This window comes from Saccharopolyspora sp. NPDC045941 (assembly GCF_056431445.1).
The window spans coordinates 1-20,888 of record NZ_JBWKKU010000007.1 but is presented as its reverse complement, the minus strand read 5'-3'; the positions used below and the strand labels follow the sequence as shown (position 1 = coordinate 20,888).

Annotated in this window: 18 protein-coding genes, 1 tRNA gene and 1 pseudogene; 16 read left to right on the top strand and 4 right to left on the bottom strand. The window is 72.0% G+C overall.

Going from position 1 to position 20,888, the window contains the following annotated elements; genetic code table 11:
- Positions 1 to 27 precede the first annotated feature (27 nt).
- The 7 genes from AC07FN_RS07420 (at position 28) to AC07FN_RS07390 (ending at position 9,283) form a co-directional block, all read left to right on the top strand.
- Positions 28 to 2,667 carry a helix-turn-helix transcriptional regulator gene (locus AC07FN_RS07420; RefSeq protein WP_478394843.1) on the top strand — a complete coding sequence of 880 codons (2,640 nt, stop codon included), beginning with the start codon at positions 28 to 30 and terminating at the stop codon, positions 2,665 to 2,667.
- 364 nt (positions 2,668 to 3,031) lie between these two features.
- Entirely contained in the window at positions 3,032 to 4,573 is a 1,542-nt protein-coding gene (locus AC07FN_RS07415) for an ABC transporter substrate-binding protein (RefSeq protein ID WP_478394842.1), read from the top strand.
- A gap of 4 nt (positions 4,574 to 4,577) precedes the next feature.
- Entirely contained in the window at positions 4,578 to 5,522 is a 945-nt protein-coding gene (locus AC07FN_RS07410) for an ABC transporter permease (protein ID WP_478394841.1), read from the top strand.
- Positions 5,523 to 5,545: 23 nt separating this feature from the next.
- Entirely contained in the window at positions 5,546 to 6,466 is a 921-nt protein-coding gene (locus tag AC07FN_RS07405; protein WP_478394840.1) for an ABC transporter permease, read from the top strand.
- A complete protein-coding gene (locus AC07FN_RS07400) occupies positions 6,463 to 7,446 on the top strand; it encodes an ABC transporter ATP-binding protein (RefSeq protein ID WP_478394839.1) in 984 nt (327 codons plus the stop codon). The genes AC07FN_RS07405 and AC07FN_RS07400 overlap by 4 nt, the downstream gene beginning before the upstream one ends.
- Entirely contained in the window at positions 7,443 to 8,489 is a 1,047-nt protein-coding gene (locus AC07FN_RS07395) for an ABC transporter ATP-binding protein (protein ID WP_478394838.1), read from the top strand. Before AC07FN_RS07400 ends, AC07FN_RS07395 begins: the two co-directional genes overlap by 4 nt.
- Positions 8,489 to 9,283: an alpha/beta fold hydrolase gene (locus tag AC07FN_RS07390; protein WP_478394837.1), complete on the top strand. Its 795-nt coding sequence runs from the start codon at positions 8,489 to 8,491 to the stop codon at positions 9,281 to 9,283. Before AC07FN_RS07395 ends, AC07FN_RS07390 begins: the two co-directional genes overlap by 1 nt.
- A 48-nt stretch (positions 9,284 to 9,331) precedes the next feature.
- On the opposite strand, the gene AC07FN_RS07385 is transcribed toward AC07FN_RS07390, so the two are convergent.
- The gene (locus AC07FN_RS07385; RefSeq protein ID WP_478394836.1) at positions 9,332 to 10,672 is read right to left on the bottom strand and encodes a GntP family permease; all 1,341 of its coding nucleotides are present in this window, start codon (positions 10,670 to 10,672) and stop codon (positions 9,332 to 9,334) included.
- A 306-nt stretch (positions 10,673 to 10,978) separates the two neighbouring features.
- On the opposite strand from AC07FN_RS07385, the gene AC07FN_RS07380 reads away from it, so the two are divergent.
- The 3 genes from AC07FN_RS07380 to AC07FN_RS07370 are packed head-to-tail and all read left to right on the top strand — an operon-like array spanning position 10,979 to position 13,726.
- Positions 10,979 to 12,190 (top strand): CaiB/BaiF CoA transferase family protein, encoded by a 1,212-nt coding sequence (locus AC07FN_RS07380; protein WP_358574323.1) that lies wholly within the window; start codon positions 10,979 to 10,981, stop codon positions 12,188 to 12,190.
- 1 nt (position 12,191) lies between these two features.
- Entirely contained in the window at positions 12,192 to 13,088 is an 897-nt protein-coding gene (locus AC07FN_RS07375) for a hydroxymethylglutaryl-CoA lyase (RefSeq protein WP_397525558.1), read from the top strand.
- Between the two features lie 2 nt (positions 13,089 to 13,090).
- On the top strand, positions 13,091 to 13,726 hold the full coding sequence (locus AC07FN_RS07370) for an IclR family transcriptional regulator (RefSeq protein ID WP_478394835.1): 636 nt from the start codon (positions 13,091 to 13,093) through the stop codon (positions 13,724 to 13,726).
- A 115-nt stretch (positions 13,727 to 13,841) separates the two neighbouring features.
- On the opposite strand, the pseudogene AC07FN_RS07365 reads toward AC07FN_RS07370, so the two are convergent.
- Positions 13,842 to 14,102: pseudogene (locus AC07FN_RS07365) on the bottom strand (MFS transporter); the annotation flags it as partial.
- Between the two features lie 23 nt (positions 14,103 to 14,125).
- Here AC07FN_RS07365 and AC07FN_RS07360 point away from each other — a divergent pair.
- A complete protein-coding gene (locus tag AC07FN_RS07360; RefSeq protein WP_478394834.1) occupies positions 14,126 to 14,254 on the top strand; it encodes a hypothetical protein in 129 nt (42 codons plus the stop codon).
- Positions 14,255 to 14,314: 60 nt separating this feature from the next.
- Here AC07FN_RS07360 and AC07FN_RS07355 read toward each other — a convergent pair whose 3' ends face one another.
- Complete coding sequence (locus tag AC07FN_RS07355) at positions 14,315 to 15,316, bottom strand: ABC transporter substrate-binding protein (protein WP_478394833.1); 1,002 nt, start codon at positions 15,314 to 15,316, stop codon at positions 14,315 to 14,317.
- A gap of 61 nt (positions 15,317 to 15,377) precedes the next feature.
- Between AC07FN_RS07355 and AC07FN_RS07350 the strand changes: the two genes are divergently transcribed.
- Together AC07FN_RS07350 and AC07FN_RS07345 are read left to right on the top strand one after the other, a co-directional pair.
- Positions 15,378 to 16,316 carry a siderophore-interacting protein gene (locus tag AC07FN_RS07350; RefSeq protein ID WP_478394832.1) on the top strand — a complete coding sequence of 313 codons (939 nt, stop codon included), beginning with the start codon at positions 15,378 to 15,380 and terminating at the stop codon, positions 16,314 to 16,316.
- An 80-nt stretch (positions 16,317 to 16,396) separates the two neighbouring features.
- On the top strand, positions 16,397 to 17,380 hold the full coding sequence (locus AC07FN_RS07345; protein WP_478394831.1) for a sigma-70 family RNA polymerase sigma factor: 984 nt from the start codon (positions 16,397 to 16,399) through the stop codon (positions 17,378 to 17,380).
- Positions 17,381 to 17,395: 15 nt separating this feature from the next.
- Here AC07FN_RS07345 and AC07FN_RS07340 read toward each other — a convergent pair whose 3' ends face one another.
- A complete protein-coding gene (locus AC07FN_RS07340; RefSeq protein WP_478394830.1) occupies positions 17,396 to 18,184 on the bottom strand; it encodes an alpha/beta fold hydrolase in 789 nt (262 codons plus the stop codon).
- Positions 18,185 to 18,207: 23 nt separating this feature from the next.
- Between AC07FN_RS07340 and AC07FN_RS07335 the strand changes: the two genes are divergently transcribed.
- The 3 genes from AC07FN_RS07335 (at position 18,208) to AC07FN_RS07325 (ending at position 20,799) form a co-directional block, all read left to right on the top strand.
- Positions 18,208 to 18,303 (top strand) — tRNA-Sec (locus AC07FN_RS07335).
- Positions 18,304 to 18,336: 33 nt separating this feature from the next.
- Positions 18,337 to 19,338, top strand: a complete 1,002-nt coding sequence (selD, locus tag AC07FN_RS07330; protein ID WP_478394829.1) for a selenide, water dikinase SelD — start codon at positions 18,337 to 18,339, stop codon at positions 19,336 to 19,338.
- A gap of 300 nt (positions 19,339 to 19,638) precedes the next feature.
- A complete protein-coding gene (locus AC07FN_RS07325; protein WP_478394828.1) occupies positions 19,639 to 20,799 on the top strand; it encodes an LLM class flavin-dependent oxidoreductase in 1,161 nt (386 codons plus the stop codon).
- Positions 20,800 to 20,888 lie beyond the last annotated feature (89 nt).

Genomic DNA, 20,888 nt, shown 5'->3' with positions numbered 1-20,888 from the left:
GGCGCGCCGTCCGATTACATTGGGCAGATGACCGGGCATGCAGAACCGATCGGCCGGCAGCGGGAGCTGGCCGAGCTGGACCGGTTGCTCGCCGCCGCGCCCGGTTTCGCGGCGGTGGCAGGTCCGGCCGGGATCGGGAAGACGGCCGTCGTCGAGCACTTCCTGTCCCGGCATCCGCAGATCCGCGTGGCACGAGCGGTCGGCCTGCCCTGGGAGCAGTCGGATGCCTTCGCCGTGCTGGACCAGCTGTTGCGCGGATCCGACGCGCCCCGCGACGCGGCGGGGCTGCTCGCCTGGTGCTCCGCCGGTCCCGGCATCGTGGTCGTCGACGACGCGCAGTGGGCAGACGTCGAGTCGCTGGAGGCGCTGCTGTCGGCCTTCCGGCGCCTGACCTCGGAACCGGTCCTGATCGTCCTGGTCGCGCGCGAACTCCCCGCTGCGGTGCGGCCAGGCGCGACGGTCCGAATAGGACCATTGGTGGCGGCCGAGGTGCGGACGCTGGCGATGCTGCACGCGGGACGCGACCTGAGCGCGCCGACGGCCCACCAGCTCGCCGCCCACACCGGTGGAAATCCCCGCCACATCAGGGATCTGCTCGACGAGCTCCCGCCGGAGACCTGGTCGCGATGGCACCCGGCGCTGCCCGCGCCTCGCGCCGTCGCCGCCGACGTCACCCGGAGGCTGCACGCCTGTTCCGCCGCGACGCGGGAGTTCATCGAGGCGGCTGCGGTGCTGGGCCGCACGGTCCCGGTCGCCGCGGCCGCCGAACTGGCCGACATCAAGGACCCCATCACCGCGCTGGACGCCGCGTGCGAAAGCGGGCTCGTCGGCACCGTTGCCGGGCACGGCCTGATGACCTTGGCGTTCCCGGATCCGCTGGTGCACGCCGCGATCTACCACGACGTGCCGCCGCTGGTGCGGTACGGGCTGCACGGCACGGCGGCGCAGCTCGCCGAGGACGAGCACGCCAAGCTGAAGCACCTGGTGGCCCAGACCCCCGCGCCGGATGCCGCGCTGGCCGACGAGCTCGACGACTTCGCCGCCCGGCAGGCCGGGCTCGGCGCGTGGTCGGTCGCCGGGCAGGCGCTGATCGACGCCAGCCGGCTCAGCCCGGCGAAGGCGGACCGCGAGCACCGGCTGGTCCGGGCGGTCGACGCGCTGGTGGGCGCCGGGGATCTCGCCCAGGCCAGCGCGTTCTCCGCGCAGATCGAGAGCTTCCCCCCGGGGCCGCTGCGCGATGCGGTGCTGGGCTACCTGGCGATCCAGCGCGGCCGTCCGGCCGAGGCCGAGCTGCTGCTGACCCGCGCATGGGAGGCCTGCCGCCCCGGCCGCGAGCCGGAGACCGCGGCGCTGATCTGCCAGCGGCGGGTGCTGCACTCGCTGAGCCGCTGGCACGGCACCGACCTGGTCGCCTGGGGGCGTCGCGCCGTGGCGTTGGCCGACCCGCAGGACCCGTCGGCGGTGGAGTCCGAAGCGATCATGGGGCTGGGTCTGGCGGCGACCGGGCGGATCCGCGAGGCGCAGGACACCTACCGGGACGTGGTGGCGCGGGTGAGCCGGGGCGCGCAGTCGCAGCGGGTGCAGATGGGCAAGGGCTGGCTGGACCTGGCGCTGGACGACCCGCAGACCGCGCGCCGGGAACTGGAGATCGCCGTGCCCACCGAGTACCGGATGGGCGCGCTGCGGATCTCCCTGTGGGCGCAGGCGTGGTTGGCGCGCGCCGACTTCGCGCTCGGCTCCTGGGACGAGGCACTGCAAACCGTCGACCGCGCGGCCGTGCAACTCGCCGAGACCGGCCTGGAACTGGTACGGCCGCTGGTGCACTGGACGGGCGCGCAGATCCACGCGCTGCGCGGGGATCCCGACGCCGCCCAGCACCACCTGCGGCAGGCGTCGGCATCCACCCACAACTACGAGATCATGCTGATCCCGGCGTGCCTGGCCCGCGCGCACTGCGCCGAGGCCCAATCCGATTACGAAGGCGTGCTGCGCGCGCTCGAACCGGTGGCCCAGTCGTGGCCCCGGGAGGGCGTGGACGAGCCGGGTTTCTGGCCGTGGCCGGACATCTACGGCAACGCGCTGGTCATGACCAACCGGGTGGCCGAGGCGGACGAGTTCCTGCGGCCGCACGAAGCCCTGGCCGCCGAGCGCGGGCACCGGTCGGCGACGGCCAGACTCGGCTACGTTCGCGGGCGGATCCTCGCCGCGACGGGCGACGTCGATGCCGCGCGGGAATCCTTCGAGGCAGCGCTCGCGAATCTCCGGACGCTGCCGCTGCCCTACGAACGCACCCGGGTCCACTTCGCGTACGGCCAAACCCTGCGCCGGGCCGGGAAGCGCAGGGAAGCCGACGTCGTCCTGCAACGAGCGCGGGACGGCTACGCGGCGCTGGGCGCCACCGCGTACGTGGTGCGCTGCGACCGCGAGCTCAAGGCGGGCGGGCTGCACCCGAAGCGCGGCGGCGTGGACCTCACCGAGCTCACCCCGCAGGAACAGGCGGTGGCCAAGCTGGTGGCGGCGGGCATGACCAACAAGCAGGTCGCCGCCGAGCTGTTCGTGTCGGTGAAGACCGTCCAGTTCCACCTGACCCGGATCTACGCGAAGCTCGGCATCCGCTCCCGCAGCGAACTCGCCGCCCGCGGCCACGTCTCACCGGCCGATGGTTGATCAGCGCCGCTGCCTGCCGACCGGGGTGAGCCGCACGCCGTCGTGTGCTCCGCTTCGCCGGGGTGCTCCAGGAAGCCGCCACCGGCTCCCGCATCGCGCCGGTGGTGCGCAACCCGCGCTAGAAATCCGGGGCTGAACCGGCACACCGAACCGGCCGCCGCACGGGGTCTGCACCGATCAACACCCGTTCGGCGGCCATGGTTTCGCCCTATTCGTCCGTTCGCCCAGGGCTATTTGATTCTGTGATCCAGCTCTCCTTGAATAAGGCGACCGATCACGAGATCTCCGACTCGGGCCGCACCACCAGGCGTGCTCGCGCAGGACAACCGCCGACGCCGTACTCGCCGAAGAGCCGGAGGTCCGGGTGCCCGCACATCGCAAGTTCCTCGCCGCAGCGGCCATTTTCGCGCTGCTCGCGCTCACCGCGGCGTGCGGGGGCATCAACACCGAGGCGACCGGATCGGCCTCCGGCGGTGCCGGCAGCACCTTCCGGTTCGCCTACTCCGTCGGCCCCAGCCGCTACGACCCGCACCGCGCCTCGTCCAGCTTCGACAACGCCTCCCTGTTCCCGGTCTACGACCGCCTGGTGCACCTGACCACCGCCGCCGAACCGGTGCCCGGCCTGGCCACCGGCTGGCAGTACACCGACGGCGGCAAGCGGCTGGTCTTCGAACTGCGGCCGGGCGTGCGGTTCCACGACGGCGCCCCGTTCGACGCCGCCGCCGCGAAGGCGAACCTGGACCGCGCCCGCACGCTGCAAGGCTCGACCGTCGCCTCCGAGCTGAAAGCGGTGGAACGGGTCGACGTGCTCGGGCCGCTGACCATCGCGCTGGCGCTCACCGCGCCGGACAGTTCGCTGATCGGCGTGCTCTCCGACCGGGCCGGGATGATGGTCAGCCCGGCGGCGTTCGACGATCCGCAGCTGGACCTGCGGCCGGTCGGCGCCGGGCCGTACCAGATCGTCAGCTACAGCCCGAACGACCGCGTCGTGCTGCGCCGCTTCCCCGGCTACTGGGATCCCGCCGCCCAGCAGGTCGAGACGATGGCGGTCGTCATCCAGCCCGACACGACGACGCGGATGAACGCGCTGCGCGCCGGCGAGGTCGACGCCGCGCTGCTGGCGGGGAACCAGGTCGCCGAGGCCCGGCAGTACGACCTCGGCGTCGTCGGCGACGTGACCCTCGCCTTCTACCACCTGCAGCTCAACCGCACCCGTGCCGAGTTCGGCGACATCCGGGTGCGGCGCGCGCTCAACCACGCGATCGACCGCGACGCCATCATCCACGGCGTGCTGTTCGGCAACGGGAAACCTGCCTCGCAGCCCTTCCCGCCCGGGTACTACGCGCACGACCCGGACCTGCCCGATCCCTACCCGTACGACCCGCAGAAGGCGCGGCAGCTGCTCGCCGAGGCCGGCCTGGCCGGCGGTTTCGAGTTCGAGGCGATCGTGCCCAACACCGATCCCGGCACCGCCGTCGCCGTGCAGGAACAGCTGGCCGACATCGGGGTGCGGATGAAGATCCGCGAGGTCTCCTCCGGCGAAGCGGCCGACCTTTTCTACGGCAGGCAGCAGGGCGACGCGATGGTCGCGCCGTGGGGTGGGCGCGCCGACCCGATCCAGACCCTCGGACTGCTCTACTCCAGCAAGGGTTTCTCCAACCCCGGCGGGCACACCACGCCCGAGCTGGAGCAGCTGATCGGGCAGGCCCGGCGGACCATCGACCCGGCGGCGCGCACCGAACTCCTGCACCGCATCGACCAGATGGTCCTGGACCAGGCGCTGGACGTGCCGGTGGTCTTCGCCGACACCAACTACGGGCACGCCGCGCGCGTCACCGACCTGCGCAGCTGGTTGTCCAACAAGCCCGAGTTCCGCGGCGTCGGCACGGCCGGAACGGGGAGGTGACCGGGTGCTACAGCTCGTTGTCCGCCGCCTGGCGGCGATGGTTCCGCTGCTGTTCCTCGTTTCGCTGATCGTGTTCGGGCTGGTGCTGCTGGTGCCCGGCGACCCGGCCATCACCATCGCCGGGGAGAACGCCACCCAGGCCCAGATCGAGGCGACCCGCGAACGCCTCGGGCTCAACGACTCGCTGCTGGAGCAGTACTGGCGCTGGGCGAGCCACGCCGTCCAGGGCGACCTGGGCATGTCGATGTTCAGCAACCGCAGCGTTTCCGGCGCCATCGCGGAGCGCTTCCCGGCCACCGTGTCGCTGACCGCGGTCGCCATCGTGATGGCGCTGCTGATCAGCGTGCCCGCCGCGGTCGCCGCAGCCACCAGCCGGGGCCGCTGGCTGGACCGGTTCGCGACGGTCGGCACCTCGGTGGGCGTGGCCATGCCGAACTTCTGGCTCGGGCTGCTGCTGGCCACCGCGCTGGCGCTGAACCTGCGGCTGCTGCCCGCCACCGGCTACGTGCCGCTGGACGACGATCCGGTCGCCTGGCTGGCGCACCTCCTGCTGCCCGGTTTCACGCTGGGCCTGGCGGCCGCCGCCGAACTCACCCGCCAGCTGCGCAGCTCGCTGATCGACGTCTTCGACCAGGACTACCTGCGCACCGCCCGCGCCAAGGGCCTGCGCACCACCAGCGTCATCGCCAAGCACGCGCTGAAGAACGCGGCCACGCCGGTGGTCACGGTGCTGGGCATGCGGATCTCGGTGCTGCTGGGCGGAACCGTTGTCGTCGAGCAGATCTTCGGCATCCCCGGCCTCGGCCAGCTGGCGATCACCGCCGTGCTGCAACGGGATCTGCCGATGGTGCAGGGCGTCGTCGTGGTCACCGCCGTGATGGTGATGCTGGCCAACCTGGCGGTCGACCTGTCCTACGGCTACCTCAACCCGAAGGTGCGAGCGCAGTGAGCGCCGGCGAGGGAGGAGCGGAGTTGACCGACACCACGCAGCGGTGGACGCGGCACGTCGCCGCGGAGACCACCGCGGACGACCTCGGCCCGCCGCAGTCGCCGAGGCAGCGGTTCTGGCGCCGCTTCCGGCGGCAGCGCCCGGCGGTGCTCGCGCTGCTGTTCTTGCTGCTGCTGACGGCGGTCGCGGTGTTCGCGCCGCTGCTGGCCCCGGCCGATCCCGATGACCAGAACCTGCGCAACGTGCTCGCCGCGCCCGGCGCCGACGGGTATTTGCTGGGCACCGACCAGTTCGGCCGCGACATGCTCAGCCGGATGCTGGTGGCCAGCCGCATCTCGCTGCTCGCCGCGGTGGAAGCCGTCGGCGTCGCGGTGGTGCTCGGGGTGCCGCTGGGGCTCGTCGGCGCGTACCTCGGTCGCCGGTTCGACCGCTGGGTGGTGCGGTTGGCGGACGCGTTCATGAGCTTCCCGCCGCTGATCCTGGCGGTGGCGATCGTCGCCGCCCGCGGCCCGGGCCTGACCAACGCGATGTTCGCGGTCGGCCTGGTCACCGCGCCGCGCCTGCTGCGCCTGGTGCGCAGCTCGGTGCTGTCGGTGCGGGAGGAGACCTACATCGAGGCGGCCCGCAGCATCGGCACCCCTGCGGGCCGCATCATCCGCCGGCACGTGCTGCCCAACGTGCTGTCGCCGCTGCTGGTCCAGCTCTCGCTGGTCGCGGCCTTCGCGATGCTCGCGGAGGCGACGCTGAGCTTCCTCGGCCTCGGTGTGGTGCCGCCGCAGGCGAGCTGGGGCTCGATGTTGCAGGAGGGCGCGAGGTTCGTGTCGCTGGCGCCACACCTGGTCGTCCTCCCCGGCGTCGCCATCGCGCTGACGGTGCTGGCGTTCAACGTCCTCGGCGACGGGCTGCGCGACTCGCTGGGCCGGGAGATCAGGAGCGGTCGATGAGCGTGCTGCAGGTGTCCGACCTCGACGTCCGGTTCGCCACCGACCGCGGCTGGGTCACGGTGGTCGAAGGCGTGTCGTTCGCCGTCGAAGCGGGGGCGACGCTGGGCCTGGTCGGCGAATCCGGCTCCGGCAAGACCGTCACCAGCCTGGCGATGCTGGGCCTGCTGCCGCCGCGGACCAGCCGGGTGTCCCGCGGCAGCATCCGGCTCGACGGCACCGAGCTGGTCGGCATGCCGCAGAAGCGGCTGGCCGACATCCGCGGCAACGACATCGCGATGATCTTCCAGGAGCCGATGTCGTCGCTGAACCCGGCGTTCACCATCGGCGACCAGATCGCGGAAACCGTGCGGCGGCACCGAAAGGTGTCCCGCAAGGCGGCGATGGGCCGCGCCGTCGCGGCGCTGGACCAGGTCGGCATCCCGAACGCGGCGCGCCGGGTGCGCAGCTACCCGCACGAGTTCTCCGGCGGGATGCGGCAGCGGGCGATGATCGCGATGGCGATCTGCTGCGAGCCGAAGGTGCTCGTCGCCGACGAGCCGACGACGGCGCTGGACGTGACGATCCAGGCCCAGATGCTCGACCTGCTGCGGCAGATGCGCGACGAGCTCGGCATGGGGATGGTGTTCATCACCCACGACCTGGGCGTGGTCGCCGACATCTGCGACCGGGTGGTAGTGATGTACGCCGGGCAGGTGGTGGCGGCCGACGACGTCGACCACCTCTTCAGCCACCCGCCGCACCCCTACGCCGAGGGCCTGCTGGCCGCCATGCCGCAGGTCGGCGGCGCGGAGCGGCTGGCCACCATCCCCGGCCAGGCCCCGACGCCCGGCGCCGTGCCCGACGGCTGCCGCTTCCACCCCCGCTGCCCGTACGCCGCCGACCGCTGCGCCACCGGCGCCCCGGAGCTCCGGCCGTTCGACCTGCACCGCGCCACCCGGTGCGTCCGCTCCGACGAACTCCTGTTGCGAGGCCCGGCATGACCGCACTGCTCGAAGTCGAGGACCTGTCGGTGAGCTTCCCGTTGCAGCGCGGCCTGTTCCGGCGCGGGGCGCGGCTGCGCGCGGTGGACGGGGTGTCGTTCGAGGTGGCCGCCGGGGAGATCCTCGGGCTGGTCGGCGAGTCCGGCTCCGGCAAGTCGACCACCGGCCGGGCCCTGATGCGGCTGGTCGACTCCGACGGCGGCGCGGTCCGGCTGCGGGGCACCGAGCTGACCGCGCTCGGCGGCCGCGAGCTGCGGCGGCACCGCAGGCACATCCAGATGGTGTTCCAGGACCCCTACTCGTCGCTGGACCCGTCGATGGTGGTCGCCGAGAGCGTCGGCGAACCGCTGGAGGTGCACGAGGGCCTGCGCGGGAAGGCCCGCGACGAACGGGTCCGGGACCTGCTGGTGCGGGTGGGCCTGTCGCACCGCCACCTGGAGCGCTACCCGTACGAGTTCTCCGGCGGGCAGCGGCAGCGGCTGGCCATCGCCCGCGCGCTGGCTGTCGACCCGGACGTCGTGGTCTGCGACGAGGCGGTGTCCGCATTGGACGTTTCGACGCAGAACCAGATCATCAACCTGCTGGAGGAACTGCGCGCCGAACTGGGCACCTCGTACCTGTTCATCTCGCACGACCTGTCGGTGGTGCGGCAGCTCGCCCAGCGGGTGGCGGTGATGTACCTGGGGCGGCTCGTGGAGGAAGGCCCGTCGCAGCGCCTCTACTCCCATCCCGCCCACCCGTACACCGAGGCGCTGCTGTCGGCGGTCCCGGTGCCCGACCCGAAGGTGCAGCGCCGCCGCGAACGCATCGTGCTCCCCGGCGATCCGCCGGACCCGACCGATCCGCCCGGCGGCTGCACCTTCCACCCGCGCTGCCCGTACGCGATGGACGTCTGCCGCTCGGTCGTCCCCGAGCCGACGCCCGTCGACGGCGGCGGCACGGTGCGCTGCCACCTGCACACCAGCGGGCCCGCGCTGGCCGGCGGTTCCGTCCTGGAACTGCGTGCCGCAGAATCGGGGGCGGCAACCGACACCGGGAGTTGATGGGCTTGCAGACCGCGACGGCCGCGCTGAACGACATCAAGACGCACTACTGCGCAGGCGGTTCCGGCCCGGCCGTGGTGTTCGTGCACGGCCTCGCCGAGGACCACCGCAGCTGGCGGCGCCAGCAGGAGGAGTTCGCCGACCACCGCACCTACGCCTACGACGTGCGCGGGCACGGCGGCAGCACGGTCGGCGAGGCGAACGGGACCCTGGCCCAGCTGCGGGACGATCTGCTCGCGTTCCTCGCCGAGGTCTCGGGGCCAGCGGTGTGCGTGGGATTCTCCCTCGGCGGCACGGTGGTGCTCTCCGCTGCGGCGCACCGACCTGACCTGGTCACCGGCGTCGTCGTGCTCGGGACGTCCTCGGTGGTGGGGCGGGCGGCGGCCGAGATCAACCTGCAGCGGGCCGCGGAGACCGGCGACGCCGTGCTCGACTCGCTGCGCGCGGACACCGCGATGATGGTCTCGAACTCCACAGTGGACATCGACGAGGTGATCGCGCGACGCGCGGAGTCCCTCGGCGACGGCCGCGGATACGCGAACGCGGCGACCGCGATGGCGGGCCTGCGCGGCAACCCGCTGACCCCGGAGCTGGCGGCGATCAAGTGCCCGGTGACGGTGATCGGCGGCGAGCACGACGTCCTCTGCCCGCGCAAGGCGGCCGACATCCTCGTCGAAGCACTCCCCCGGGCCACGTACCAGGAAATCGCCGGCGCGGGTCACCTGATGAACGTCGACAACCCGGAAGCCGTCACAGCCGCGCTGCGCAATGCCCTGGCCGTGCAAGGGCCGTGAGCCTTTCGAGCCGTCGTAGCGATCCGAAAGGCCCACGGCCCGCCCGGCTCAGAACAGGAGGGCCATGAGCTGGATCGGGACCATGGCGATGACCGACGCCGCCGAGACCGTCAGGGTCACCGACTTCAGCGCTCCCCGCGTCGTCTGCGGCAGCAGGGTCTGCAACAGCCAGAACGTGTTGCTGGTCGCGTGGATGACGAACAGCGAGCCCGCGCCCGCCGCCAGGGCGACGAAGATCGGGTCGATGCCCAGCAGCGGCATCACCGGGCCCAGCACGCCCGCGGCGGTGATCGACGCCAGCGTCACCGAGCCGATCGCGATGTGCAGCACCGCGGCCACCAGCCACACCAGCAGCAGCGGCACGACCGTGCTGGTGGAGAAGTAGTCCTTCAGCAGCTCGCCCAGGCCGACGTCCTTCACCGTCTGCGCCAGCGAACCGCCGACACCGGTGAGGATGAGGATCTGGCCGCTCTCGTGGAAACCGCGCTTGAACGCCGCCGCGGTCTGCTCCGCCGGGAGCTTCCAGCGCGCGATGAGCACCGCCCCGATCAAGCCGATGAGCAGCGCGATCACCGGGTCGCCGAGGAAGTCGACCCACGGCGAGGAGAACTCGGCCATCTCCGCGATGGCGCCGAAGGCGATCAGCGCCAGCGCGAGCAGCAGCGGGGCCAGCAGCAGCGGCAGCGGCGGGAGTTCGCGCGGCGACCGCTCTTCCTCCTCCGCGACCTCGGCGACCGGCAGCTCCTCGGTCTCGTCCAGCTTCGGGTTCCACAGGCCGCGCTTGGCCAGCGCGGTGAACAGCGCCAGCGTGACGACGATGGTGAAGACCGCGGTGATGGTGCCGAAGAGGAACATCTTGCCGAACGGCAGGTCCAGCACGCCGGCCAGCGCGACGGCCCCGACGCCGGGCACCACGAACACCAGGCCGACCTCGATGCCCAGCGCCATCGCTGCGCACATCCGGGCCGCGCCGTACGGCCCGATCTGCCGGGACAGCCGGCTGGCCAGCGGCGCGGTGATCACCAGCAGCACGTCCGCGAAGATCGACTGCAGGACCGTGCCGACGGTGGCGCCGAAGGTGTAGGGCAGGCTCCGCGGCCCGAAGGTGCGCACGAGCAGGTCGACGAGCTTCTCGATCGCGCCGAGCGAGGCCATCAGCGAGCCGAGCAGCACGCCGAACGCGATCAGCAGCCCGACCTCGGTCATCAGGTCGCCGAAGCCGGTGGTGATGGACTTGATGGTCTGCTCGGGGCCCAGTCCGGAGACCAGGCCCAGGTAGATCGCGCCGAGGACGAGCGCGATGGCCGGGCTGATCTTGGCGCGGAGGATGAGCACGACGACGCCGACGATGGTTATCGCGGCGTTGGCGAAGACAACGATGTCCGACATCTATGGGTCCGATTCGTCGGGGTCGGCACGAGCCGACTCCTGAGTTTTGCGGCGAGCAGCGCTTTTCCCGCCGGATCGGGTTTTGCCCAACCGGCGGCTACGAAGACGGACCGGCGAAGCATACACATCATCGTTGCGCGATCAAGGTCTTGTGAATCCTCATTCGGGTGATTACGGTCCTGTCTTGCCGAATAAAGGCATCAGTTTCCCAAATACTGAAAAGCAGGGGCTTGCGGAGACGGACACCTCCACACCCCGGGCGCTCACATCGCCCTCGCCGCAACACCGTGAAACAGGAGAAGACCGATGGCGTCCAACGGACACGGGCCCCTCACCGGGGTCCGGGTGGTCGAGCTCGGCAACTTCATCGCCGCCCCGACCGCGGGCCGGATCCTCGCCGAGTTCGGCGCCGACGTCATCAAGATCGAACGCCCCAAGACCGGCGACGAGCTGCGCAACTGGCGGCTGCACGGCGGCGACGTGTCGCTGCTGTTCCGCACCATGGCGCGCAACAAGCGCTCGATGACCCTCGACCTGCGCTCCGCGCCGGGCCAGGACGTCGCGCGGAAGCTGATCGCCGGCGCGGACATCGTGCTGGAGAACTTCCGGCCCGGCACGCTGGAGAAGTGGGGACTCGGCCCGGCGGAGATCCGCCGGGCCAACCCGGGAGCCGTGCTGGTGCGGATCTCCGGGTTCGGGCAGACCGGGCCGTACCGGGAGCGCCCGGGCTTCGGCGGCGTCGCCGAGGCCTTCGGCGGCGTGCGGCACCTGACCGGCTACCCGGGCATGCCGCCGGTGCGCACCGGCGTCAGCCTGGCGGACTCGGTGGCCGGGCTCTACGCGGTCATCGGCGCGTTGATGGGATTGCTGCGCCGCCGCTCCGGCGAGCCCGGCGAGACCGTCGACGTCGCGCTGTACGAAGCGATCTACTCGCTGATGGAGTCCTCGGTGCCGGACTTCGACGCCTTCGGCGTCACCCGGGAGGCCACCGGGGCGACGATCCCCGGGGTCGTGCCGTCGAGCACCTACCGGTGCGCCGACGGCAAGTACGTGGTGGTCGGTGGCAACAACAACGCCATCTACGCCCGGCTGATGAACCTGATCGACCGCCCCGACCTGGCCGACGATCCCGCGCTGCAGACGAACGTGGGCCGGGTCGAGCGGGGCGCGGAGATCGACGAGGCGATCGGCTCCTGGACGGCGCGGCTGGACAGCCCCCGGGTGCTGGAGCTGCTCGCCGGGGCGTCCGTCCCCAGTGGACCCATCTACGACGTGCCGGACATCGTGGCCGATCCGCACTTCGCGGCCCGCGGGATGCACGAACGGCACCCGGTGCGCATCGAGGGCGACGAGACCCGCGAGGTGCTGTTCCCCGGCATCGTCCCGAAGCTGACCGAAGAACCGGGCGGCACCCGCTGGCTCGGCCCGGAACTGGGCGAGCACACCGATGAGGTGCTGGCCGAGCTGGGGCTCTCCCCGACCGAGACCGCCGGGCTGCGGGCCGAAGGAGTGATCTGAATTGGTACTCATCACCGAGGTGTCGCTGCGCGACGGGCTGCAGATCGAGCCGGTGATCGTGCCCACCGCCGACAAGGTCCGCTTCGGCGAACTGCTGGTCGACGCGGGTTTCAAGCACCTGGAGATCGGTTCGTTCGTCAACCCGAAGCGGGTGGCGACGATGGCCGACACCGCCGAGGTCGTCGCGGGCCTCGCCGACCAGCCCGCGACCTTCCACACGCTGGTGCTCAACGAGCGGGGCGCGCAGCGCGCCGTCGAGGCGGGCGCGAAGAACGTGCGGCTGGTGCTTTCGGCCAGCGAGGGTCACAGCGTGTCGAACGCCGGTGTCGGCACGGCGGAGGCGATGCAGCGCATCGCGCGGGCCGCCGAGATCGTGCACGACGCGGGAATCCGCACCGAAGGCTGCATCGCGACCGCGTTCGTCTGCCCCTTCGACGGCGACACCCCGGTGGAGCGCGTCGTCCGGGTCGCGCGGCACTACGCGGACATCGGCGTCGACGTGCTGCACCTCGCGGACACCATCGGCGCGGCTTCGCCGGGCGACATCAACCGCGCCGTCACCGCGGTGCGCGACGTCTTTCCCGTGGAGCGAACAGGTCTTCACCTGCACAGCACCTACGGCATGGCCGACGCCAACGCCTGGGAGGCCTACCGCTGCGGCATCCGGCGCTTCGACGCCGCGCTCGGCGGGCTCGGCGGCTGCCCGTTCGCGCCGGGCGCGACCGGCAACATCGCCGCCGACGACCTGATCCACCTGTTCCACCGGGAAGGCATCGACACCGGGATCGACGTGTCCAAGCTCGGCGCGCTGCGCGAGCACCTCGCCGGGCTGGTCGGGCACGCGCTGCCGTCGGCGCTGGCGAAGATCCCGGCCGCTCCCGCGGAAGTCCGGCGCTAGCCGTGGCCGCGGAACCGTTCACCACCGGTGTCGGCGTCCTGGACCGCTCGGTGGCCATCCTGGACTGCGTGGAAAGCCACCCGATGGGCACCAGCGAACTGGCCAGGACGCTCGGCCTGACGGTGTCCACCGCGCACCGGCTGGCCACCGCCCTCGTCGCGCACGGCCTGCTGCGGCGCGACGCGGCGGGCTGCTTCCACCTCGGCCCGCGCTTCGCGACCTCGGCGCTGGCCGAGACCGCGCAGCCGGTGCTGGAGGAATTGTGCGCGGCGGCGGGGGAATCGGTGCAGTTGTGGGTCCGGCGGGCGGACCACCGGCTGTGCATCGTGAGCGTCGAGTCGCCGGAGGAACTGCGGGCCAGCCAGCCCGTGGGCACCCTGCTCCCGTTCCCGCACGGATCGTCCGGCCAAGTGCTGCTCGGCGAGCGGAACCCGGACGGCCACGACTGGGTCGAGAGCGTCCAGGCCCGCGCGCCGGGCGTCGGTTCGGTCAGCGCTCCGGTGCGCCTGCACGGCGACACGATCGCGGCGGTGTGCCTTTCGGCACCGACGCAACGACTCCTGCCGAGCCCCGGCCGGCGCTTCGGCGCCCAGGTCGTCGCCGCCGCGGAGCGGATCGGAGCGGCCCTCGGCGGCTAGTGCACGGTCGTCGGCTCGGTTCCCGGTCCGGCGTCGTGGCGGTCACGCCGATCCGTGCCGCGTCCCGTTCGGGATTTGCGAAAACCAGCGCGGCCAGTCCACCGACCACCATCAGCACGCCCGGGGCCCAGCGCCATCCGAAGTGGACGATGACCAGCGTGAGCAGCGGCGCGGCGAGCATGCCGCCCAGCCCGCCGCCACCGACGACCAGTGCACCGGGGATGCTGCGCTTCTCGTTCGGGAACCACTTGAACGCGGCGTGCAGGGCCACCGGCTGGGCCGGGCCTTCCGCCGCGCCCAGGACGATCCGGCTCACCAGCAGCAGACCGAAACCGGCCCCGGCGGCGACCGGGAGCTGGGTGACCGCCCAGATCAAGGCCAGGACGAACAGGATCCGTGATGCGCTGGTGGCTGGAGGCCGACCAGCCGGAGCTGAGCCCGGAGGAGATCACCGGCATGCTCCAGGACCTGTCCTTGCGCGGCCGCCACTGGGCGAACGGGTTCGACGGCGATCCCGTGGACAGGTGAAGCAGAACCCCCGGCACCTCCGTCCACATCGGACGGCAATGCCGGGGGTTCGCGGCCGGTTCAGCGGAGCAGCTGGGACTCCAGCCGGTCCGCCAGCTCGTTCATGATCCCGGCGTAGCTGGCGTAGCTCATCGGCGCGACCGCGTCCCATTCGACGAAGCGGTTCGCGGCGGCCGCCGGGTGCGAGGCGAACACCGGGTTCTCCTTCATCTGCTCCGGCTTCATCGAGGCCGGCCGGGCGTCCCACAGCAGGACGTCGCCGGGATAGGCGTTGGCCTTCTCCCAGGACAGCCGCTCGAAGTAGCCGCCGCCGGCCACGTCCGGGTTCTTCGGCGTCGTGATCGGCAGGCCCAGCTCCTTGACGTAGTAGTCCAGGTCCGGGTTGCGGGCCGGGACCACCACGAAGTACTCCTCCTTGGTGCCGCCCACGGCCAGGATCGACTTGCCCTCGGCGCGCATCCGCGCCCCGATGTCGCGCAGGCGCTGGGCGGCCACGTTGAACCGGTCCTCGTCGGCCTTCACCCGCTCCGAGTCGACGTCGCCGCCGAGCGCGCGAGCCAGCTCCTTGTACTTGCGGATGGCCTCGGGCAGCGCGATCCCGGACTGCTGGACGCCGACGGTCGGCACGATCCGCTTGACCGCCTCCTCCTGGTCCTGGACCAGGTGCCAGAGGCCCTCGAACTCCGCGTACTTGCCGCTGACCAGCAGATCCGGGTCGAGGGAGGTCAGCCGCTCCATGTTCACCTCGCCGTAGCCCGGCCCGGTGACGTCGGTGACCTGGCGGGGATCGATGCTGCCCGCCTCCGGCTCGGTGGAGCCGTCGTCGCGCACCAGCGGCCCGAAGGTGCCGGCCACGTTGACCCCGAAGTCCTTCAGCGCGCCGGCCGCCGAGACCTGCGCGACGACTCGCTCCGGGCGCTTGTCCGCCGTCACGGTGATCCCGCGATCATCGGTGTAGGACCACCCGGCGCCAGCCTGATCGTTCTGACCAGGCGAAGCGCATGCCGCCAGCGAGCCGGCGGCGACGAGCAACGCGGCAGCCGCTCGGATCTTGTGACGCAAACCAACCTCCCCAATTCCGTAAGGCTAGGCTAACCTAGCACTCGATCTCGGGAGGTTACGGATGCCAGGTACGCGGACCGCGCAGTTGACCGAGCACAAACCCGTCTACCGGACGTTCCCGGTCGAGGTCGCGCGGGTGCAACGGCTCGGCCCGAGCTTCGTCCGGATCACCTTCACCGCCGAGTGCCTGCGCTCCTTCGGCGCCGGCGGGCACGACCAGCGGATCAAGCTGGTGCTGCCGCAGCCGGGCCGCACCCTCGCGGACTTCCCGAGCGGCCCCGACTGGTACCAGCGGTGGCTGGCGATGCCCGACGAGATCCGCCCGAACCTGCGCACCTACACGGTCCGCGCCTACCGCGGCGAATCCGCCGAGCTCGACGTCGACTTCGTGCTGCACGGCGGCCCCGGCCACGGCGGCCCCGCCTCGAACTGGGCGGCGCAGGCGCGACCCGGCGACGAGATCGGCCTGCTCGGCCCCGACCGGCCGGGCACCGGCCGCATGTGGGGCTGCGAGTGGGCGCCGCCCGCGGCGGCCAGCCACTTGGTCCTCGCCGGCGACGAGACCGCCGTGCCCGCCGTCGCCTCCATCGTCGAATCGCTCCCGCCGTGCGCCCGCGGCATCGTCTGCCTCGAAGTGCCGGAGGAGCACGACCGGCAGGACTGGAACCTGCCCGACGGCGTCGAGGTGCGCTGGTTCCCCCGATGCGCGGCGATGCCGCACGGCAAGCTGCTGGAGGAAGGCGTCGCCGCGGCGCTGAACGAGCTGCGCCCGACGTCGCGCGGCGGCGCGGCCGACCTGGACGACGTCGACGTGGACACCACGACGCTGTGGGAGGTGCCCGACACGCCCATCGACGCGGCCTCCCCCAACGCCTTCTACGGCTGGCTGGCCGGCGAGGCGGGGGTGATCAAGCGGCTGCGGCGAATGCTGGTGAGCGACTACGGCATTCCGAAGCAAGCGGTCGCCTTCATGGGTTATTGGCGCGAGGGCCGCTGCTGACCTCCTGATCTGTCGGTGCCTTCGGTTACTGTGCTCTGCGACACCAAAAGTCCAGGACAGGTAGCCGAAGGGGCGCAGTCATGGCCGCCACGACCACCATGGCCACCGACGATTTCGTCGCGCAGGCCGACCCGTACCGCCGGGAACTGCTGGCGCACTGCTACCGGATGCTCGGCTCGCTGCACGACGCCGAGGACCTGGTGCAGGAGACGTACCTGCGCGCCTGGCGCGCCTACGACCGGTTCGAGGGCCGCTCGTCGCTGCGCACCTGGCTCTACCGGATCGCGACCACCACCTGCCTGACCGCGCTGGAGAACCGGAAGCGCCGGCCGCTGCCGACCGGCCTGGGCGGCCCCACCGACAACCCCGGCGGCGAGCTGGTCGAACTCCCCGAGGTGGCGTGGCTGGAACCCATCCCCGACGGCATGGTCACCGACGAGCACACCGATCCCGCGGCGATCGTCGGCGCGCGGGAGAGCACCCGGCTGGCGTTCATCGCGGCCCTGCAGCACCTGCCAGCCCGGCAGCGCGCGGTGCTGATCCTGCGCGACGTGCTGAAGTGGAAGGCCGCCGAGGTCGCCGACGCGCTCGGCATCAGCACGGCCGCGGCCAACAGCGTCCTGCAGCGCGCCCGGGCCCAGCTCGACCAGGTCAGGCCGTCCGAGGAAGACACCCCGCAGCCGCTGTCCGCCGAGCAGCGGCAGCTGCTGGAGCGCTACGTGGCGGCGTTCGAGGCCAAGGACATCCCGGCCATCGTGCAGATGTTCACCGACGACGCGGTCTGGGAGATGCCGCCGATCGCGACGTGGGTGCGCGGCGCGGAGCACATCGGCCAGCTGGTCGACCTCAAGTGCCCGGCCGGTCCGGGCGAGATGCGCCTGCTGCCGGCGCGGGCGAACGGCCAGGTCGCCTTCGGCGTGTACCGGCTCGAGCCCGACGGCGTGTTCCGGCCGTTCCACCTGCAGGTGCTGGACTTCGACGGCACGAAGGTCAAGCACACCGTCGCGTTCTTCGACGTCAGCCTGTTCCCCAAGTTCGGCCTGCCCGACACCTGCCCGGCGTGATCCCGCGCAGGGCGGCTAGGTCAGCGGGTGCGCGGCGAGGAACCGCAGCACGGCGCCGGAGGATTCGGCTTGCTGCTCCTCGAAATAGGCGTGGCGGGCACCTTCGAGGTAGTGCAGTTCGGCACCGGCAATGCGTTCGGCGAGGACCGCTGCGTTCTCCGCCGGGCTGAAGATGTCGTCGGTGCCGTGCAGCACCAGCGTCGGCGCCGTCACCCGGTCCAGCTCCGCCCAGCTGTCGTGGCCGTTGCTGGCCCGGAGGTGCCCGCGCCGGGCGTGGTGGGGCATCGGGCCGCCGAGCGTGACGTACGGGCCGGGGTGGGCCCGCACCCATTCCGGCGTGTACATCAGGTCGATCAGGGCTTGCCGCGCCGCGTCCGCCGACGGCTGCGCCAGGGACCGCGTCACCTCGGCGTCGGCGCGCAGCCCGCGGGTGCCGCCGACCGAGGTGCAGCCCAGGATCAGCGCACCGACCCGGTCCGGGTGGTCGATCGCCACCCACTGCGCCACCTTGCCGCCCATCGAGGTGCCGTAGACGTGTGCTCGCGCCAAGCCCAGGTCGTCGAGGACGGCGATCACATCGCCCGCGAAACGGCGGACGCTGTACTCGGCGTCGGCGGGCTTGTCGCTCTGCCCGGTGCCGAGGTAGTCCAGCACGATCGTCCGGTGGCCGCCCTCGAAATCGGCGTGCACGTTGTCCCACCAGTGGTGGGTGTTCGCCTGCCCGCTCAGCAGCACCAGCGGTTCGCCGGAACCCCGGACCTGGTAGTAGATCTTGGCTTGGTCAGCTGTCGTCGCGAACGGCACGCGAACATCCTAGAGTGGCCAGCGGAGACGTCTGGGCGCCTGGTGGCCCCCTCGGCCTTCAAAGCCGGTGGCACCGAGCACCTCGGTGCGGCGGGTTCGATTCCCGTCCGTCTCCGCCAGTGAACCCGTCGTCGACGTGCTGCAATGGGGCCATGCCCGGAACCGCGGCGATTCGCCTGACCCAGTACGCGCACGGCGGCGGCTGCGCCTGCAAGATCCCGCCCGGCGAACTGGAGTCGGTCGTCGGCGGCCTGGCGCCCGCCGTCGAACGTCCGAACGCCGAACTGGTCGTCGGCCTGGACACCGGCGACGACGCCGCCGTGGTGCGCGCCGGCGGCGGGCCGGCGATCGTGGCCACCACGGACTTCTTCACGCCCGTCGTGGACGATCCCTACGACTGGGGCCGCATCGCCGCCACGAACGCGCTGTCCGACGTCTACGCGATGGGCGGGACCCCGATCGTCGCGGTCAACCTGCTCGGCTGGCCGCGCGACGTCCTGCCGTTCGAGCTGGCGGCGGAGGTGCTGCGCGGCGGTTGCGACGCCGCCGGGGCGGCGGGCTGCCACGTCGGCGGCGGGCACAGCGTCGACGATCCCGAGCCGAAGTACGGCCTGGCGGTCACCGGCCTGGTCGAGCCGGATCGGTTGCTGCGCAACGACACCGCGCGTCCCGGCCTGCCGCTGTCGCTGACGAAACCACTGGGCATCGGCGTCCTCAACGCCCGGCACAAGAGCACCGGCGAACGCTTCGAGCAGGCGATCGACGCGATGACGACGCTGAACCGCGATGCCGCCGCCGCGGCGGCGCGGGCGGGGGCGGTGTGCGCGACCGACGTCACGGGATTCGGCTTGCTGGGCCACCTGTTCAAGACGATGCGCGCCTCCGGCACCGCCGCCGAGATCGACGTGGCCGCCGTGCCCTACCTCGACGGCGCGCGGGATGCGGTGCGGGCCGGGTTCGTCAGCGGCGGCACCCGCCGGAACCTCGACTGGGTCCGGCCGCACCTCGATCCTGGTTCAGCACCGGGAGAAGACCTGCTGCTGCTCGCCGACGCGCAGACCTCCGGCGGGCTGCTCGTGGTCGGCGAGGTGCCCGGCGCGGCGGTGATCGGCCGGGTGATCCCCGCTGGCGCCGCGACGATTTCGCTGCTCTGAAACGCATCCGCCCACATCGTGGGCAGCCGCGATGATCCATTGACGCTTCCCGGGGACGCTTCTAGCGTTCTAGGCATGGCTCAGTCGGTGCAGTTGGTCACCAGGGACCACGTCGACCTCCTCCGGGTGAGCTCCGCCGCCTGTCCGCGGCGCTGAGCGCCCGCAGTCCCGCGCTTCTCCCGGCATCGTTCGCCGGTCCCATTCGCCGCTTCCCCCGGCGCCGTTCCCGCGCGCCTCCGGCGCGCTCGCCCTCCTCAATCCGCTGTGGAGTCAACTCCGCCCGGCAGCAAGGACCTGCAGATGGCACCACGACCGAACCTGCACCTCGCGGTGGCGCTGGACGGCGCCGGCTGGCATCCCGCCGCGTGGCGGGAGGAATCCGCCCGCCCCGCCGAGCTCTTCACCGCCGACTACTGGGTCGACGTCGTGCGGGAAGCGGAACGCGGACTTCTCGACCTCGTCACGATCGAGGACTCGCTCGGCCCGCAGACCACCCTCGACGAGGGCCCGGACGACCGGACCGACCAGGTGCGCGGCCGGCTCGACGCCGGGCTGATCGCCGCCCGCGTCGCGCCCCGCACCACGCACATCGGACTGGTGCCCAGCGCGGTCGTCACCCACACCGAGCCGTTCCACATCTCCAAGGCGGTCGCCAGCCTGGACTACATCAGTGCCGGCCGCGCGGGCTGGCAGGCGCAGGTTTCGGGGCGCCGCAGCGAAGCCGCGCACTTCGGCCGTCGCGAGGTCGACCCCGTGGAGCTGTTCGACGAGGCCGCGGACTACGTGGAGGTGGTCCGCCGGCTGTGGGACAGCTGGGAGGACGACGCGGAGATCCGCGACGTCGCGACCGGCCGCTTCATCGACCGCGACAAGCTGCACTACATCGACTTCGCCGGGAAGTGGTTCGACGTCAAGGGACCGTCGATCACGCCCCGGCCGCCGCAAGGCCAGCCGCTGGTGACGGCGCTCGCGACGGACGCGGCCGCGCACCGGTTCGCCGCCCGCGCCGCGGACATCGCCTTCACCATCCCGCACGACGCGGAGCAGGCGCGGATCATCGTCGAGCGGATCCGCACCGAACAGCTCGACGCCGGACGGGAGCACGACGCCCTGCACGTCTTCGGCGAGCTGGTCGTGTTCCTCGGCGACGGCGCGGCCGAGCGCAAGGTGCGGCTGGACGAGCAGGACGGTTCGGTGTCCACATCGGACGCACCGGTTTTCACCGGCACCACGACCGAACTCGCCGACCGGCTGCTCGCCTGGCGGGAGTCGGGGCTTTCCGGATTCCGGCTGCGGCCCGGTGCCATCCCGCGCGACTTGACCGCGATCACCCGGGACCTCGTCCCGGAACTGCAACGGCGCGGGGCGTTCCGCCCCGCGTACGAGGCCGACACGCTGCGCGGCCTGTTCGGCCTGTCCCGGCCCGCCAGCCGCTACGCCACCGCCGGAGGACACCAGTGAGATCCCTGAGTCAACCCCTATGCCGCTTGGGTCTGTTCGGCGGGTTCGTGCAGGGCGGGGTTGTAACAGGTTTTGTCGCGCCAGCAGGC

Bases quoted from the DNA above. Each gene is read 5' to 3' on its own strand.
- AC07FN_RS07420 (WP_478394843.1), top strand. From the start codon at position 28: ATGACCGGGCATGCAGAACCGATCGGCCGGCAGCGGGAGCTGGCCGAG.
- AC07FN_RS07400 (WP_478394839.1), top strand. From the start codon at position 6,463: ATGAGCGTGCTGCAGGTGTCCGACCTCGACGTCCGGTTCGCCACCGAC.
- AC07FN_RS07395 (WP_478394838.1), top strand. From the start codon at position 7,443: ATGACCGCACTGCTCGAAGTCGAGGACCTGTCGGTGAGCTTCCCGTTG.
- AC07FN_RS07390 (WP_478394837.1), top strand. From the start codon at position 8,489: ATGGGCTTGCAGACCGCGACGGCCGCGCTGAACGACATCAAGACGCAC.
- AC07FN_RS07385 (WP_478394836.1), bottom strand. From the start codon at position 10,672: ATGTCGGACATCGTTGTCTTCGCCAACGCCGCGATAACCATCGTCGGC.
- AC07FN_RS07380 (WP_358574323.1), top strand. From the start codon at position 10,979: ATGGCGTCCAACGGACACGGGCCCCTCACCGGGGTCCGGGTGGTCGAG.
- AC07FN_RS07360 (WP_478394834.1), top strand. From the start codon at position 14,126: ATGCGCTGGTGGCTGGAGGCCGACCAGCCGGAGCTGAGCCCGGAGGAG.
- AC07FN_RS07350 (WP_478394832.1), top strand. From the start codon at position 15,378: ATGCCAGGTACGCGGACCGCGCAGTTGACCGAGCACAAACCCGTCTAC.
- AC07FN_RS07345 (WP_478394831.1), top strand. From the start codon at position 16,397: ATGGCCGCCACGACCACCATGGCCACCGACGATTTCGTCGCGCAGGCC.
- selD (WP_478394829.1), top strand. From the start codon at position 18,337: ATGCCCGGAACCGCGGCGATTCGCCTGACCCAGTACGCGCACGGCGGC.
- AC07FN_RS07325 (WP_478394828.1), top strand. From the start codon at position 19,639: ATGGCACCACGACCGAACCTGCACCTCGCGGTGGCGCTGGACGGCGCC.